The sequence below is a fragment of the Croceibacterium sp. TMG7-5b_MA50 genome (genome assembly GCF_039830145.1).
Classification (GTDB): Bacteria; Pseudomonadota; Alphaproteobacteria; order Sphingomonadales; family Sphingomonadaceae; genus Croceibacterium.
In genome coordinates, this window is the sequence record NZ_CP156082.1 from 367,852 (window position 1) to 382,527 (window position 14,676).

A 14,676-nucleotide genomic window follows, 5' to 3' on the forward strand; every position below is an offset into this window, starting at 1 on the left:
AATCATCAGGGACTTAGCCTGCCGCAAAGCTGGGGCGAGTGCCAGGTAGTTAAGTCGGACAAATCGGACTTGTTTTTTGAACAACGATCCCGCATGATGGTGATCCGTCCCAAAGACTTGGTCTGGCCAAATTGCCAGCGAAAGTTTTTTGACGGCAAAAAAGGATCAAATCCGCCCGCAGAGGCGCACGGTCGCAGATTTCTGAGGGGCATGGTCAGCCACCAGGCGGGCCGGCATACAGGGAGAGAGTGAATGGGTAGAGCGGATACGCGCCGTGCGGCGCGGGTGACTACGTCATGGGCAGTGCTGGGCATCGCACTGGTGACCGGGACCACCCCGGCAGTGGCGCAAGTGGCACCGGGTACCGAGGACAGCCCCGTCGTGACGGGTAGCGTGACCCAGGATGTCGATCCTGCCCCGGACACGGTTGCAGATGCGACCCCCGCTACCGGTAACGAGATCGTCGTCAGCGGTGCGCGCGAAAGCCAGCAGAGCGCCAACAACCGCAAGCGCAATGCCCGGACTGCCACGGATTCGATCGTGGCGGATGACATTGGCTCCTTCCCCGACCGCAACGTCAACGAGGCGATCAGCCGTATTCCCGGCGTGGCGTTGAGCCGCAACGAGTTTGGCGAGGGCGATGCGGTCGCCGTGCGCGGCAATGGCCCCGACCTGACCCGTGTGGAACTGGACGGCATCGGCGTGCAGAGCACCACCGGTCTGGCGGTCGCAGGGGCTAACAGCCGCGGCGCCGACCTGCGCGAACTGCCGGCGGAGCTGGTTAAGAGCATCGACGTGGTGAAGGGTTCTACCGCCGATATGACGGAAGGGTCGATCGGTGGCACCATCCAGATCCGCACGCGTACCGGTCTGGACTTTGATGACTTCTACCTGACGGCTCGTGCTGGCGTGACGCAGAACTCCCTGGGGAAGGATTGGACGCCCGACTTCAACCTCGTTGCCGCAGACAAGTTCTTGGATGACCGGCTGGGCATCATCCTGTCCGGCACCTATGCCAAGATCCAGAACAACGGGCACAATTTCGAAAACGTGACCTCCGGCCGTGCCGGGTACGCTCGCTTCTACGATTTCGACCAATCGCCTGAGAAGACCTTTGAGTACAACTTGGACACGCTGGGCACCGACCTGGCGGATGTCCCGTTCGGCAGCAGCAGCTACACCCCGCGCACCCTGCTGGAAACGATGATCGCCGCCGATACCAAGGCGGAGTGTCTGGAGCTGCTGCCCTACCTCGCCACCAACGCCAGCAATGCCGCCAAGAACCAGCGCACTTTGGAACAGCGATCCTGCCTGGCGCAGTGGTATGACGACACGCCGTCGCTGATCCGCCAGTTCGTGAATACCCAGACTGACGAGCGCTACTCGATCGACGGTCGCGTCGATTTCGAGATCGTGCCGGACTGGACGGTTTTCGCCAAGGGTACCATCGCCAACCGCAAGGTCGACGATCAGCTGCGCACGCGCAACCTGGTGACGCTGTTCGACGAGAACCGGGCCGGCACCTTCGATATCAACACGACGTATCCGCGCCGCCGCACGGTGTCGCCGTTCGCGCCCGAAGGCTACTTCCTCTACGACCCGCTCTATGCCCTGCGCAGCGTGGCCAACAATCCGGTAACCGGCGACGTGCTGAACGTGCGCCCGGACAGCATCGTCGTGGACGAGCTGCACAATGTCACAAACTTCACGCTGACCAACAACTCGGTCGGGATCGACCAGATCGACAATACGATCGACAACAAGTCCAGCTACATTCAGGCGGGCACCAACTATTATGGCGACACGTGGGAGGTCGAGGCCTTCGTCGGCATGACCAATGCGTCCAGCAGCCGGTTCGACAAGCGGTTCTCGCGTTCCTACCAGTACGGCGATGCGACGCTGGCGCTGCAGCCGAACGGTCTTTGGGACATCCAGCTGCCCGAGAATTACGACGACACCGATCCGGCCAATTTCGTGCAGTTGCGGCCAGTTCCGTGTGTGAGCGGTTCGACCGTTCCGCCGCCGAACTGTATCGCACAGACGGCCGTCCTGGCGGGAGAGTTCAACCCGGCCTCCCCTGCTTACACCCAGGCGCAACTGCCGCTCGTCACGCCTTCGTTCGGCCTGCAGTACTCGCCGCGTGCCGGCGAATCCTCGGAGAAGATCGCCAAGCTGGACGTGTCGTACAAGGTTAACGACGAGATCCCGTTCTTTACTCGGTTCAAGGCTGGCGCCATGTATCGCAAGAACGACATTGACCGCTGGGATGGCGGTGGACGTACCGTGGCGAGTGCGGTGGGGACGTTTGGCCAGCCGGGCTACATCCCGGCGATCGTCACCCCGCGCGCGCTGGTCCGTGGTTCTCTGCGCGCTTGCGAGCCGACGGCGACCAGCGTCGTCAGCTGCAATTACGGCTTCGTCCCCAATGCCAATCCGGCCCTGGGCCGGGAAGGCGTGGACACACTGACCCCCGACCAACTGCGTCAATTGTTCGTCGACACGCTGGAGGAATCCGACTCGGATTACTTCGGTGACCTGCCGAACCGCGGCAATCTGCCCGGCAATTGGCAGGGCATCCAGGTGGCCGAGCTGTTCGAGCAACTGGGCGCCAACCAGTTCATGAACTTCGACTGCCTGAAGGAATGCGTCGGCAGCGATGGGCAGGTCTATGACCAGCCGGTGACCCGTACGCGCGAGACGATCAAGAACGTGTATGCCATGTTCGATTTCGAGTTGGACGATCTGCCGCTCGGTCTGGTGCTGAACGGCAATGCCGGCGTGCGTGGTGTTTTCCGCGACGTGCAGGGCACGGGTTTCCTGACGCTGACATCGATCACGGTAACGCCGTCCTATAACCCGGCGCTGCCGGATCAGCCCGGCGGCATCATCACCCGTTCCTTCTCCCAGAACACCACGCTGGAGGGCAAGAGCAGCAACTGGCTGCCGAGCTTCAACGTCAATCTCTGGGCCTTCGACGAGGAGGTTGTGCTGCGCGTCTATGGCGCGAAGACGGTGGCGCTGCCCAACCCGGCGCTACTCGCGGCGAGCGGCGTGTGCACCATCGACGAGCGTGACGTGCTGGACGGTGATGGCGACTTCGGCTGCACCGGCCGCGTCGGCAATCCGGATCTCAGCCCGTTCAAGGCGTGGAGCTACAACGCTAGCCTGGAATGGTATCCCAACGCGGATACGGTGCTTTCGGCGACCTTCGGCCGGCTGGACGTGACCACCGGCAACCCGATCAACGTGCAGCGCACCGCTCGCCCGTTCGAAGGCAACGAGACGGTAGACCCCGGCACGGGCCTGCCGCTGTCGGATTTCGAATTCACCTTCCCGACCTATGGCGATGGACCCGGCTACACGCGTGACATCCTGGAGTTCCAAGCCAAGACTGCCTTCACTTTCCTGCCATGGTTCCTGCGCTACACCGGTGCCGACGCCAACATCTCCATCCTGTCTACCGGCATCACCACCGGTCAGCAGGACCCGCTGAGCGGGGACATCATGGGCGTTCCGGGTGAGTCCAAGTACACCACCAACGTGTCCCTCTGGTATGACGATACCAAGCTGCAGGCGCGCGTTACCTATCAGGAACGCAGCGAGCGGTTCGATTGTATCACGCCTTGCGGCCTCAACAGCACCGCCTTCAACTATCCGGGCGAGCAGTGGACAAACGTGCGCTTGGCGGGGACGGGCTACAATCCGGGTGTGCCGCGCTTCATCAACGGGACGACCTTCATCGACGCCAAGATCGCGTACAACTTCAATGAGATGTTCCAGGTCTACGTCGAAGGCCGGAACATGACCAAAGAGGCGCAGATCGAAGGTTCGGGTGACTATGCGCGCTTCGCCGATGGCACGGAACGCGTGCACCGCCTGCGCTACGGTGGCCGCCGTTTCATGGCCGGCGTCCGCTTCCGCTTCGGCGGCTAAGTCATCGCCGCCAGTTAATGGAAGGGCGTCCGGTCACCAGACCCGGGCGCCCTTTTCTTTCGCGATGGGAGACTCGCGCCATCAACTCAGCATTCGGCTGGCGAGAGGGGAGCGCCTACGGGTAGGGCGCCGCAGGCAATGCATGTCGGCGTTAGGTGACATCCAACGACCCTGAACCGCTAGAGATGCTGTTTGGCTGGGGCGGCAGGATTCGAACCTGCGCGTGGCGGTACCAAAAACCGCTGCCTTACCGCTTGGCTACGCCCCAGCAGCGCCGTTGCCGGCGGAGCGCTGCCCTATAGCGTGCCGCCCCCGCCATGCAAGGGGCGGGTGTAGGCGGCGACTCAGCCGCCAATGCGCTGCCGCACAGGGCCGAGCAGCGCCGGGTCCAGCGTGTCGAAGTCGCTGGCGGTGTGCCGCTCAGCCAAGCCACCCTGGGCGTTGACCAGCCGGCCGCGGATCGCGCCCGGCCGTGCGTCGATCGCCCGGACCCAGCGGCCCACATGCTCGTACTCGTTCATGGACAGGAACACGTCGGCCCCGTTGTAACCGCCATGATATAGCATCGACAGCCACGGATAGGCGGCAATGTCCGCCACCGTGTAGTCCGCGCCAGCCAGGTATTCGTGCTGCGCCAGCTGGGCGTCGGCCACTGCCAGCAGGCGCTTGGTTTCCATTGTGTAGCGATCGATGGGGTACTGGTACTTCTCCGGCGCGTAGGCGTAGAAATGGCCAAAGCCGCCGCCGATGAACGGCGCGCTGCCCACCTGCCACATCAGCCAGCTCAGCACCTCAGCCCGCGCCGCGCCACTTGCCGGAAGGCCCCAACCGAACCGTTCCGCCAGATGGATCAGGATCGCGCCGGATTCGAACACGCGTACCGGTTCCGCACCGCTGCGATCGACCAGAGCCGGGATCTTGGAATTGGGATTGATTGCAACGAAGCCGCTGCCGAACTGGTCACCATCCATGATGCCGATCCGCCAGGCATCGTAATCAGCCTCGGCAAAGCCGGCAGCGAGCAACTCCTCCAGCATTATAGTGGCCTTCTGGCCATTGGGCGTACCTAGCGAATACAGCTGAAACGGATGTTCGCCGACCGGCAGCTCCGCCTCGTGCCGGGCGCCGGCAGTGGGGCGGTTGAGGCCGGCGAAGCGGCCGCCATTCTCCGTATCGGGCGTCCAGATGGCGGGCGGGGTATAGGTCTGTGTCATGGTCTGCGATCTGGCGTCGGGCAGGCGGAACCGCAAGAGCGCGACGCCCGTTCTCCGCCAGCCATGGCAGACACCTCCACCAAGCTGATCTTCGTCGACGACGAGCTTCCCGGCATCACCCGCCGCAAGGCGGGCAAGGGCTGGGCGTACTTCGATCCCACCGGCGAACGGATCAAGGACCGGGACGAGATCGACCGGCTGAATGCGATTGCCCTGCCGCCCGCCTATGTGGACACCTGGTTCTGCCCGGCGGACAACGGCCATATTCTGGCGACCGGGTATGACGACAAGGGGCGCAAGCAATATCGCTATCACCCCGTTTTCCGTACTCAGCAGGAGGGGATGAAGTTCGACGGCTGCCGCACCTTCGGCGAATTACTGCCGCTGGTGAGAAAGCGCGTGGAGGCAGATCTCAGCGGATCGAAGGTCACGCGCAGCCATGCCATCGCCAGCGTGGTGCGCCTGTTGGACCTGGGGGTGATCCGCATCGGGAACGAAGCCTATGCGAAAGAGAACAACTCCTTCGGCGCGACCACTCTGAGGCAGGACCATGCCGAGGTGCGCGGCTCCACGCTGAAGCTGTCGTTCCGCGCCAAAAGCGGCAAGCAGCGGGAGGTGGCGATCACGGACCGGCGGCTGGCGCATTTCGTGCGCAAGATGCAGGACCTACCCGGGCAGCACCTGTTTCAATATCCCGGCGAGGATGGGGAGGTGCACAATGTCGGCTCGGACGAGGTGAACGAGTATCTGTGCGAGACGATGGGCGAGCACTTCACCGCCAAGAACTTCCGTACGTGGCATGGCAGCGTGCTGGCGTTCAACATGCTGGCGAGCGCTAAGGGCCAGTTGACGATCAAGGCGTTGATGGCGGAGGTCTCGGAGAAGCTGGGCAACACGCCTGCTGTGGCGCGCCGATCCTACGTCCACCCGGCGGTGACGGCGTTGATCGACAGCCAGAGCAAGTGGCGCGAGACGCTGAAGCTGCCGCGCAGGACGCAGTGGCTCAGCCGCGAGGAGCGCGGCCTGCTGGCGCTGCTGGAACAGAGCCCGCCGGCCGCGGAGATGCTGGCCGCGGCCTGACCTAGTCTGCCAGTTCCCGGACGTCGGTCAGCCGGCCGGTCACCGCCGCCGCCGCCGCCATCGCCGGGCTGACGAGGTGCGTGCGCGCACCGGGACCCTGCCGGCCGACGAAGTTGCGGTTGGAGGTGGAGGCGCAGCGTTCACCTGCGGGCACCTTGTCCGGGTTCATGCCGAGGCAGGCGGAGCAGCCGGGCTCGCGCCATTCGAGGCCCGCTTCGGTGAAGATGCGGTCGAGCCCTTCCGCCTCCGCCTGTTCCTTCACCAGGCCCGATCCGGGGACAACGATAGCCCACTTGACGTTGTCGGCCAGGTGCCGGCCTTTAAGCACGGCGGCGGCGGCGCGCAGATCCTCTATCCGGCTGTTGGTGCAGCTGCCGATGAACACGTTCTCGACCGGAAGACCCGCCAGCTTCTGCCCCGGCTCCAGGCCCATATAGACGAGGCTCTTGCGGGCGGCGTCCTGCTTCGACGAGTCGGCAAAGCTCTCGGGCGCGGGAACCAGGCCGCCGATCGGGGCGGTGTCTTCAGGGCTGGTGCCCCAGGTGACGGTCGGCTCCACGTTAGCGGCGTCGATCACCACCGACTTGTCGAACGTCGCGCCTTCGTCCGTGCGCAGGGTGCGCCAGTACTCGACGGCCGCGTCCCATTCGGCGCCAGTGGGCGCGAAGGGGCGACCCTTCAGGTAGGCGAAGGTCTTGTCGTCCGGCGCGATCAGGCCGGAGCGTGCGCCGCCCTCGATGCTCATGTTGCAGACGGTCAGGCGGCTCTCGACGCTCATCGCCTCGAACACGGGGCCGCGGTACTCGATCACGTGGCCGGTGCCGCCGGCGGTGCCGATCACGCCGATGATGTGCAGGATCAGGTCCTTGGAGGTGATGCCGAGGCCAAGCTCGCCCTCCACGCGCACCTCCATGGTGCGCGACGGCTGCAGCAGCAGCGTCTGCGTGGCGAGGACATGCTCGACTTCGCTGGTGCCGATGCCGAAGGCGAGCGCGCCCATGCCGCCATGCGCGGCGGTGTGGCTATCGCCGCATACGATCGTGGTGCCGGGCAGGCTGAAGCCCTGTTCCGGGCCGACCACGTGGACGATGCCCTGCTGGCGGGCGGTGGCGCCGAAATAGCGGATGCCGAACTCCGCCACGTTGCGCTCCAGCGCGGAGAGCTGCTGGGCGCTCTGGCCATCGGCGATCGGCAGGCGGTTGCCGCCGGCGTCGAGGCGTGCAGTGGTGGGCAGGTTGTGGTCGGGCGTGGCCAGCGTCAATTCGGGCCGACGGACGGGGCGGCCGGCCATGCGCAGGCCTTCGAACGCCTGCGGGCTGGTGACTTCGTGTACCAGGTGCCGGTCGATGAACAGCAGGCAGGTGCCGTCCTCCTGCCGTTCGACAACGTGGGCGTCCCAGATCTTCTCGTACAGAGTGCGTGGTTTGCTGGCCATGCCGGGCAGATGGCGCGGCTGCGCGGGCATAGCAAGCAGGGGCTGTCTTTCGAGCGGCGAAGCGCCTATTTAGCCCGATCATGACCGACTGGCTGTTTCCCCTGCTGATCGTGCTGGCGAGTGCCGCCGCCATGGAATGGGTGGCGTGGGCGAGCCACAAATACATCATGCACGGCTGGGGCTGGGCATGGCACCGCGACCATCACGAGCCGCATCATAACATGCTGGAGCGGAACGACCTGTACGCGCTGGTCGGCGCGGCGATGAGCATATCCATGTTCGCGCTGGGCAGCGAGCTGGTGATGGGCCAGGCGGCCTGGTGGCCGGCGACGTGGATCGGCACCGGCATCCTGGTGTATGGCGTGATCTACACGCTGATCCATGACGGATTGGTCCACCAGCGTTACTTCCGCTGGGTGCCCAAGCGCGGTTACGCCAAGCGGCTGGTGCAGGCGCACAAGCTGCATCACGCCACCATCGGCAAAGAAGGCGGCGTCAGCTTCGGCTTCATCCTGGCGAGCGATCCGGCCAAGCTGAAGGCTGAACTGCGCCGTCAGCGGGAGGCCGGCATCGCCCAGTTGCGCGAGAGCGCGGAGGCATAGCCGAGCGGCTGCGGCTGGAAGTTGACACTAAGTTGACACCTAGCTGAGGTGCCGAGGGCGAGCGGGAGGACCGGTTCACCGGCCGACGTAGAAGGGGTATGCGGAAGGGCGAAACGAGGCATCCGCTTGGTATGGCAGCAGCGCGCCGTGTAGGACAGCCTGCCGGCGAACCCCTGCAGATATGGCTGCCGTCAGGTCGGCATGAGCAATCCGGCGACTGCGCCGAAGGCGATCAATGCCGGTGTGACCCAGCGACCTTTCAGCCGCCATGCTGCGATTGCGGCGACGATGAAGATGATCGTGGTGAAGACGAGGTTCTGCGAGCGCTGCACGGTGCTCGCGCCCAGGTCGACAAAGGTCGCGCCGATGATACCGACCACTGCCGCGGCCACGCCATCCAGCAAACGGTGTAACCTGGATTTGTCCACGACAGCCTCAAGCCGTTCAAAGAACAGCATCGAAAAGGCGAAAGCGGGCAGGAACATGCCGACCGTGATGGCAAGGGCCCCGCTCAAGCCGCCGGCCACGTAGCCGGCAAAGGTGGCGAAAATGACCAGCGGTGCCGGAAGCAGCCCCGCCGCCGCCACACCGTCCAGAAAGGCTCCGTCGGACAGCCATCCCCGTCCGACGGTGTCATCCCGGACATACGGAATGGCGGTGTAGGCGCCGCCGAAGGTGAGCAGCCCGCCCTTCAATCCGGCGACGAAAAGCGCCAGCACGGTGACCGGGGCGGAAATCGCAGCGACGGCTGCGGGGTTCGTGATGGCGGCCGGGTGGAGCGCAAGCCAGGCGATCACCGACACCAATGTTCCCGATAGCACAATGGCAGCGGGGTTGCGGAACGCTGCAAAGGCGACGCCGGCAGCCGCAAGGAGTATCCAGAACGGCAGGCCAGCCGCTGTTCCGACGAACGCCAGAACAGCCAGGCCGATCAGGGCGACATTCGTCAATATATGAGAAGCGATCCGCTGCACCGCGCGCAGGATGATCGCGAGGACGGCTGCCTGCACCCCGATCAGCAATCCGCCGAGCGCGACACTTCCGGCGATGAAGGATGTATAAGCCCAGGCGCAGGCCAACATCAGGATCAGTCCGGGCAGCAGGAAGCCCAGGCCGGCGACCAACCCCCCAAGCCGTCCGCGGGCGATGATGCCGAGATGGACGCACAGTTCATGAGCCTCCGGCCCCGGCAGGACCTGCATAACCGCCAGCAGCCGATTGAAGCGGGCGCTGTCAATCCAGCGCTCTTCCTCGACCAGGGCCTGACGGATCATGGCGATCTGCGCCACGGGTCCGCCGAAGGCCAGCGCGCCGAAGCGGAGGAACCGCAAGAACAGGTGCGTGAGGCTGATAGCGGGCGGGCGGGCTTCTGGCAGGTTCATCGTCATGCAGCTCCGATGTCGCGATACGACTTCTGGAGCGGACTTGGACGATCATCGTCTGAACGGGCGCCGCATATAGCCCGTGTCCCGATCCTGCGCTTTCCGGCCGCCACATGCAATGGTTTGATCGAGGCGGCCGCGTTTAGTCGGTCGCATGAATGCAGCCGATGCAATTCCCACTGCGATGCCGACATTCACCCCGGTCGGGTCACGATCCACAACGCCACTGCCAGCAGAGCCGCGCTCGACACCCCGGCCCAAGGCCAGCCGACCAGCCACCAGGCCAGCGCCGCCGCCAGTGCCATCATCGCCACCGCCGCGCGCTTGCCCCTGGCGGAGATCGCGCGACGGGTGCGCCAAGCGACGAGGTGCGGGCCGACCTGCGGATGAGCGAGCAGGCGCTGTTCCCATGCCGGGTTGCCGCGGGCGAAGCAGTATGCGGCGCCGATGAAGAACACGACGCCGGGCATCATGGGCAGGATCACGCCCACGACGCCAAGTCCCACCAATAGCAGGCCGGCCGCCGTCCATAGCGGCCGCAGCATGGGGTTCAGGCTCCGCCTGCGATGCGGGTGGCGTGTTCGCGGACCAGCGCGATCATGTTGGGGACGCCCTGCGTCCGGTTGGAACTGAGCTGGTTCTTCAGATCGAACGGTGCCAGCCGGTCGAGGATGTCGGTGTCCGCCACTTCCGCCGCAGGCCGATCCTGGATCGCGGCGATCACCAGCGCGACGATGCCCTTGGTGATGGCGGCGTTGCTGTCGGCCAGGAAGTGCAGCTTGCCCGCATCGCCGGTGGGGTAGACCCATACGCTGGCGGAACAGCCGCGCACCAGGGTGGCATCGGTGCGCAGGGCGGGTGGCATGGGATCAAGCTCCCGCCCCAGCTCGATCAGCAGGCGATAGCGTTCGTCGCCATCGAGGAATTCGTATTCTTCAAGGATGTCAGGCAGCGACCGCATGATGCGGGGACATAGCGCACCGCCATCACAAATCCACCCCGCTGGCGATCGCTTCCAACCGGCGGATGCGTTCCCTGAGGTCGGCCAGTTCGATCCGGGCGGCACCCTCAGGGGAGCCAACGGCGCGGTTGCCGCTGTCGAGCGGCGCGCTACGGTGGGCGTCCAGTTCGCGGGTCTTGAGCGCCAACCAGCCCTGCCACCCTTTCAGTGCGGCGGCCGCGACCACCAGCAGGGCGGCAAGAACGGTCAGGGCAAGCAGCAGGTCATGAGGCATGGCGGCAGGCTCCCTTCATCTATTCGTCGCGCAGCCGGTCGATCTGGTCGGACAGGCGGCGACCGTGGGTGTCGTCGGTGGCGATGCGTTCCAGCACGCGGACCCGTTCGCGCAATTCGGCGACCTCGCGCTGCAATTCGGCGGCACGCTCCCGGTCCGGCGCGGGGATGGGGTTGCCGTCCTCGTCCGTGGCGAAGCCCAGCCGTTCGTGATGGCGGACGCGCAGCACGCTGGTGATGCCCCAGATGAGCGCAAGGACGACGATGGCGGTCCAGAAGCTCATTGCACATTCTCCCGCCCGTCGCGCAGCCGTTCAATGTCGTGGCTGAGGTGGTAGCCGCTGTCGGTGACGATCCGCTCCACATTGGCGAGGCGGTCCTTCACCGCGCCGACCTCGGCGCGGAGCTGGGCGTTTTCCTGCGTCACCAGCTTCAGCCGCTCGGCCGTCTCGGCATCCTTCTTCGGGTACACGGACTGGCCCCAGGCACCGTCCAGCGGATAACCGTGGCGGATGCGCAGCCAGGTGGTGGCGACCCATCCAACCACGCCGGAGACCCCGACTATGGCGATCACTTCGGCGGTCAGCTCAAACGGCATCGTGCTACCTTCCTGCTGGCGTTAGTTGTGCGAGGAGATGGAGGTGGGCTCGGCCAAGCGATCCTCCACCCGGCGCTGGTCGCGCAGCGCCTCGATCTGGGTGACGACGTCGTAGCCGCGATCGGTGACGATGCGTTCCAGCACGCGGACCCGATCCTCCAGCTCCTTCACATGACTGGCATATTGCGCCGCCTTCTCCGCAGTCGCCTGACTGGTGGTGCCGATCTGGCGATCCATCATCTTCTCCCGGTGCTTGATCCAGATCGCGAAAAACGGGATCATCAGCGCCAGGATCGGGATCATCAGGGCCATCGTGCCGTGCATGGTTCAGTCCCTCTGAATGTGGCTCAGCGCAGCCGCTCGATCTCGGCGGAGAGGCGCGGATTGCTGGTGACGTAGTGCGTCTCCACCTCCGCCAGGCGGCGGTCGATGTCGCGCATCCGGGCGCGCAGTTCGCGGGCGGTGCGCTTCGGGCTCTGCCGCACGCCCTGCCAGTACTTCTGCTCGTGCCGGTCGGTGTAGAGTTCGGGCGGCTTCTTGTTCAGCAGGATGCCGGCGATGAAGTAGAACGGCAGGACGGCGCCGCCCGACATGAACACCAGGAACAGGAAGCCCAGCCTGGTCCAGATCGGATCCACCCCGGCATAGTCGGCCAGGCCGGCGCAGACGCCCATCAGCTTGCCTTCCTGCTTGTCGCGGTAGAGGCGGGTGCGGGGAGAGTTCACCGGAAGGTTCCTTTCTTCTCGGCGAGCAGGCGGTCCAGCTCGCGCAGCTGCGGGGTCGTGTCGCTTTCGTCGGACAGGCGGGCCGGGCGGAAGTCGGGGCTGTCGTGCGCGACCAGGCGCTCCACCGTCTCCATCCGCTCATCGAGCCGCTTGGCGAGGTTGTAGAGTTCCTCCAGCAGTACCTCGTCATCGGTGGTGATGGTGGCGGCGGTCTTCCACTTGGTCATGTAGTGCAGGATCAGCCATGGCAGGCCGACGAAAATGGCAACAATGGCCAGTGCTTCTTCCATGGATCAGTCCCCCTGTCGGCTGTCCGCACCCTTGCCCAGGGCGCGCTTCATCTCTTCGAGTTCCGCGTCGATCTTGTCCGACCCTTCCAGTGCGGCGATCTCGTCCGCCAGGCTGGGGCGGCCGCCCGCCACATTGAGCGAGTCGGCGCGGCCTTCGGCATAATCGACGCGGCGTTCCAGCTGGTCGAACCGGGCGAGCGCATCGTCGACCCGCTCGTTCGTCATCAAGCTGCGCAGCTTGACGCGGTTCTCCGCGCTTTCCAGCCGGGCGGCAATCTGGCTCTGCCGGCTGCGCGCCTCGCGCAGGCGGGTCTGCAGCTTGGAGATATCCTCCTCGTACGCGCGGAGGGAGTCGTCCAGCACGGCGATCTCCGCCTTCAGCTGGCCGCCCATGTCGGCGGCCTTCTTGCGTTCGACGAGGGCGGCACGGGCCAGATCCTCGCGGTCCTTGCTGAGCGCGAGCTGCGCCTTTTCCGCCCAGTCGGCCTGCAGCTTTTCAAGGCGCACGGTGTGGCGGTGCATCTCCTTCTGGTCGGCGATCGTGCGCGCCGCGCTGGCGCGGACCTCTACCAGCGTCTCCTCCATCTCCAGGATGATCATGCGGATCATCTTGGCCGGGTCATCCGCCTGGTCGAGCAGTTCGGTGAAGTTCGCCGCGATGATGTCGCGGGTGCGGGAAAAGATGCCCATCAGGGGTACTCCGCTGTTCAGGATATTGCCCATGGTGGGCGTAGGGCTGGTACGCAGCCGCTCGATCTCGCGATCGAGGCGGCTGCCGAGGGCGGTGAGGCGCTGCTGGCGCGGCGCGGGGACCTGGTCGTCGCTCATGCCAGCGCCACCACGGGTGCCACCACCAGCCGCGGGGCGAGGGTGACCTCCACGCTGCCGAGCGCCGCGATGTTGAACGACACCAGCAGCACGAGGCTGACCAGGGCCGCGAGGCGGGACGGATGGGCGTAGATCGAGCGGATCGACATGGAGTGGCTCCTGAACCTTTATGCCATCAGCTTTGCATGGGCCATGCCAGATGCAGCGGTCGCCGTGAAATCAATGACTTGCATCCTTTGCTATCATTGTCCAATGGTGCAAATTGCCAGATGTTGGCGTCAGATGCTATGATCTGGTTCATGGAGCGGGAAAGCCAGTTTATTGGTCAGTCGGGCGCATTTCTGGACGCGGTGGAGCGTGCCAGCCGGGCGGCGCCCCTTCGCCGGCCGGTGCTGGTGATCGGAGAGCGGGGGACTGGCAAGGAACTGATCGCCGAACGCCTTCATCGCCTGTCCGATCGGTGGGATCATCCGCTGGTCACGATGAACTGCGCCGCTTTGCCGGAGACGCTGATAGAGGCGGAGCTGTTCGGGCACGAGGCGGGCGCATTCACGGGCGCGACCAAGGCTCGCGCTGGTCGCTTCGAGGAGGCGGATCGCGGGACCCTGTTCCTGGACGAGCTGGGCACCCTGTCCATGGCCGCGCAGGAACGGCTGCTGCGCGCGGTCGAATATGGCGAGGTGACGCGCATCGGCGCCAGCCGGCCGGTCAGGGTGGACGTGCGCATCGTCGCCGCCACCAACGAGGATCTGCCCCGTGCTGCGGAAACGGGCCGGTTCCGCGCCGACCTGCTGGACCGGTTGAGCTTCGAGGTCATCACCCTACCACCGCTGCGCGTGCGGGAAGGGGACATCGCCGTGCTGGCCGATTATTTCGGGCGGCGCATGGCGGCGGAGCTTGGCTGGCGCGACTGGCCGGGCTTTGCGCCTCACGTGGCGCAGCAGCTGGACGACTATCCGTGGCCCGGCAATGTGCGCGAATTGCGCAATGCGGTGGAGCGAGCCGTCTATCGCTGGGACGAGTGGAACGAGCCGGTGGGCCATGTGCAATTCGACCCGTTCGACAGCCCATGGAAGCCCGCGCCCCCGCCGCGCGCAGCGGAGGTGGAGCCGGCGCAACTGGCGGCTGCGGTGCCGACCGGTGGGCCGCACTACGACACGATCGCCGACCTGCGCGGCGCGGTCGATGCGCATGAGCGGGCGATCCTGGAGCATCATCTGGGTCGGAACCGCTGGAACCAGCGGCAGACGGCGAAGGCGCTGGGCCTGTCCTACGACCAGTTGCGGCACTGTATCAGGAAGCATTCCCTGAGCGAATAGGGGACTGGTGCCAGCGCAGCGATCCGGTAATCTTAC

17 protein-coding genes and 1 tRNA gene are annotated in these 14,676 nt (G+C 65.4%); 4 read left to right on the forward strand and 14 right to left on the reverse strand.

Features of this window, described 5'->3' with window-relative positions; genetic code table 11:
- Positions 1–252: 252 nt before the first annotated feature.
- Complete coding sequence (locus tag V5740_RS01890; RefSeq protein ID WP_347303400.1) at positions 253–3,933, forward strand: TonB-dependent receptor; 3,681 nt, start codon at positions 253–255, stop codon at positions 3,931–3,933.
- 193 nt (positions 3,934–4,126) lie between these two features.
- Here V5740_RS01890 and V5740_RS01895 read toward each other — a convergent pair.
- Positions 4,127–4,201 (reverse strand) — tRNA-Gln (locus V5740_RS01895).
- A gap of 76 nt (positions 4,202–4,277) precedes the next feature.
- Entirely contained in the window at positions 4,278–5,147 is an 870-nt protein-coding gene (gene yghU, locus V5740_RS01900) for a glutathione-dependent disulfide-bond oxidoreductase (RefSeq protein ID WP_347303401.1), read from the reverse strand.
- Positions 5,148–5,210: 63 nt separating this feature from the next.
- Between yghU and V5740_RS01905 the strand changes: the two genes are divergently transcribed.
- Positions 5,211–6,227 (forward strand): DNA topoisomerase IB, encoded by a 1,017-nt coding sequence (locus V5740_RS01905; RefSeq protein ID WP_347303402.1) that lies wholly within the window; start codon positions 5,211–5,213, stop codon positions 6,225–6,227.
- A gap of 1 nt (position 6,228) precedes the next feature.
- On the opposite strand, the gene leuC is transcribed toward V5740_RS01905, so the two are convergent.
- Complete coding sequence (leuC, locus tag V5740_RS01910; protein WP_347303403.1) at positions 6,229–7,662, reverse strand: 3-isopropylmalate dehydratase large subunit; 1,434 nt, start codon at positions 7,660–7,662, stop codon at positions 6,229–6,231.
- 80 nt (positions 7,663–7,742) lie between these two features.
- On the opposite strand from leuC, the gene V5740_RS01915 reads away from it, so the two are divergent.
- The gene (locus V5740_RS01915; RefSeq protein WP_347303404.1) at positions 7,743–8,264 is read left to right on the forward strand and encodes a sterol desaturase family protein; all 522 of its coding nucleotides are present in this window, start codon (positions 7,743–7,745) and stop codon (positions 8,262–8,264) included.
- A gap of 191 nt (positions 8,265–8,455) precedes the next feature.
- Here V5740_RS01915 and chrA read toward each other — a convergent pair whose 3' ends face one another.
- From chrA to V5740_RS01970, 11 genes are all read right to left on the reverse strand, one after another.
- Complete coding sequence (chrA, locus tag V5740_RS01920) at positions 8,456–9,652, reverse strand: chromate efflux transporter (protein WP_347303405.1); 1,197 nt, start codon at positions 9,650–9,652, stop codon at positions 8,456–8,458.
- A 188-nt stretch (positions 9,653–9,840) separates the two neighbouring features.
- Complete coding sequence (locus V5740_RS01925; RefSeq protein WP_347303406.1) at positions 9,841–10,191, reverse strand: YbaN family protein; 351 nt, start codon at positions 10,189–10,191, stop codon at positions 9,841–9,843.
- Positions 10,192–10,196: 5 nt separating this feature from the next.
- A complete protein-coding gene (locus V5740_RS01930; RefSeq protein WP_347303407.1) occupies positions 10,197–10,607 on the reverse strand; it encodes a SufE family protein in 411 nt (136 codons plus the stop codon).
- A 25-nt stretch (positions 10,608–10,632) separates the two neighbouring features.
- Positions 10,633–10,881, reverse strand: coding sequence for a hypothetical protein (locus V5740_RS01935; RefSeq protein ID WP_347303408.1), 249 nt, complete (start codon positions 10,879–10,881; stop codon positions 10,633–10,635).
- Between the two features lie 19 nt (positions 10,882–10,900).
- A complete protein-coding gene (locus V5740_RS01940; RefSeq protein ID WP_347303409.1) occupies positions 10,901–11,164 on the reverse strand; it encodes a hypothetical protein in 264 nt (87 codons plus the stop codon).
- Positions 11,161–11,478 carry a hypothetical protein gene (locus V5740_RS01945; RefSeq protein ID WP_347303410.1) on the reverse strand — a complete coding sequence of 106 codons (318 nt, stop codon included), beginning with the start codon at positions 11,476–11,478 and terminating at the stop codon, positions 11,161–11,163. Before V5740_RS01945 ends, V5740_RS01940 begins: the two co-directional genes overlap by 4 nt.
- 21 nt (positions 11,479–11,499) lie before the next feature.
- The gene (locus V5740_RS01950; RefSeq protein ID WP_347303411.1) at positions 11,500–11,802 is read right to left on the reverse strand and encodes a hypothetical protein; all 303 of its coding nucleotides are present in this window, start codon (positions 11,800–11,802) and stop codon (positions 11,500–11,502) included.
- Between the two features lie 23 nt (positions 11,803–11,825).
- Positions 11,826–12,203, reverse strand: coding sequence for an envelope stress response membrane protein PspC (pspC, locus tag V5740_RS01955; RefSeq protein WP_347303412.1), 378 nt, complete (start codon positions 12,201–12,203; stop codon positions 11,826–11,828).
- Positions 12,200–12,493, reverse strand: coding sequence for an envelope stress response membrane protein PspB (gene pspB / locus V5740_RS01960; RefSeq protein ID WP_347303413.1), 294 nt, complete (start codon positions 12,491–12,493; stop codon positions 12,200–12,202). The genes pspC and pspB overlap by 4 nt, the downstream gene beginning before the upstream one ends.
- Positions 12,494–12,496: 3 nt before the next feature.
- Entirely contained in the window at positions 12,497–13,321 is an 825-nt protein-coding gene (pspA, locus tag V5740_RS01965; protein ID WP_347303414.1) for a phage shock protein PspA, read from the reverse strand.
- A complete protein-coding gene (locus V5740_RS01970) occupies positions 13,318–13,470 on the reverse strand; it encodes a hypothetical protein (protein ID WP_347303415.1) in 153 nt (50 codons plus the stop codon). Before V5740_RS01970 ends, pspA begins: the two co-directional genes overlap by 4 nt.
- Before the next feature lie 150 nt (positions 13,471–13,620).
- Between V5740_RS01970 and pspF the strand changes: the two genes are divergently transcribed.
- Complete coding sequence (gene pspF / locus V5740_RS01975) at positions 13,621–14,640, forward strand: phage shock protein operon transcriptional activator (RefSeq protein ID WP_347304420.1); 1,020 nt, start codon at positions 13,621–13,623, stop codon at positions 14,638–14,640.
- Positions 14,641–14,676 lie beyond the last annotated feature (36 nt).

What these genes read in the sequence shown, in the direction of transcription:
- leuC (WP_347303403.1), bottom strand. Translation starts at nt 7,662, where the DNA reads ATGGCCAGCAAACCACGCACTCTGTACGAGAAGATCTGGGACGCCCAC.
- V5740_RS01935 (WP_347303408.1), bottom strand. Translation starts at nt 10,881, where the DNA reads ATGCCTCATGACCTGCTGCTTGCCCTGACCGTTCTTGCCGCCCTGCTG.
- V5740_RS01915 (WP_347303404.1), top strand. Translation starts at nt 7,743, where the DNA reads ATGACCGACTGGCTGTTTCCCCTGCTGATCGTGCTGGCGAGTGCCGCC.
- yghU (WP_347303401.1), bottom strand. Translation starts at nt 5,147, where the DNA reads ATGACACAGACCTATACCCCGCCCGCCATCTGGACGCCCGATACGGAG.
- V5740_RS01890 (WP_347303400.1), top strand. Translation starts at nt 253, where the DNA reads ATGGGTAGAGCGGATACGCGCCGTGCGGCGCGGGTGACTACGTCATGG.
- V5740_RS01930 (WP_347303407.1), bottom strand. Translation starts at nt 10,607, where the DNA reads ATGCGGTCGCTGCCTGACATCCTTGAAGAATACGAATTCCTCGATGGC.
- V5740_RS01940 (WP_347303409.1), bottom strand. Translation starts at nt 11,164, where the DNA reads ATGAGCTTCTGGACCGCCATCGTCGTCCTTGCGCTCATCTGGGGCATC.
- pspB (WP_347303413.1), bottom strand. Translation starts at nt 12,493, where the DNA reads ATGGAAGAAGCACTGGCCATTGTTGCCATTTTCGTCGGCCTGCCATGG.
- chrA (WP_347303405.1), bottom strand. Translation starts at nt 9,652, where the DNA reads ATGACGATGAACCTGCCAGAAGCCCGCCCGCCCGCTATCAGCCTCACG.
- V5740_RS01950 (WP_347303411.1), bottom strand. Translation starts at nt 11,802, where the DNA reads ATGCACGGCACGATGGCCCTGATGATCCCGATCCTGGCGCTGATGATC.
- V5740_RS01945 (WP_347303410.1), bottom strand. Translation starts at nt 11,478, where the DNA reads ATGCCGTTTGAGCTGACCGCCGAAGTGATCGCCATAGTCGGGGTCTCC.
- V5740_RS01925 (WP_347303406.1), bottom strand. Translation starts at nt 10,191, where the DNA reads ATGCTGCGGCCGCTATGGACGGCGGCCGGCCTGCTATTGGTGGGACTT.
- V5740_RS01905 (WP_347303402.1), top strand. Translation starts at nt 5,211, where the DNA reads ATGGCAGACACCTCCACCAAGCTGATCTTCGTCGACGACGAGCTTCCC.
- pspA (WP_347303414.1), bottom strand. Translation starts at nt 13,321, where the DNA reads ATGAGCGACGACCAGGTCCCCGCGCCGCGCCAGCAGCGCCTCACCGCC.
- pspF (WP_347304420.1), top strand. Translation starts at nt 13,621, where the DNA reads ATGGAGCGGGAAAGCCAGTTTATTGGTCAGTCGGGCGCATTTCTGGAC.
- V5740_RS01970 (WP_347303415.1), bottom strand. Translation starts at nt 13,470, where the DNA reads ATGTCGATCCGCTCGATCTACGCCCATCCGTCCCGCCTCGCGGCCCTG.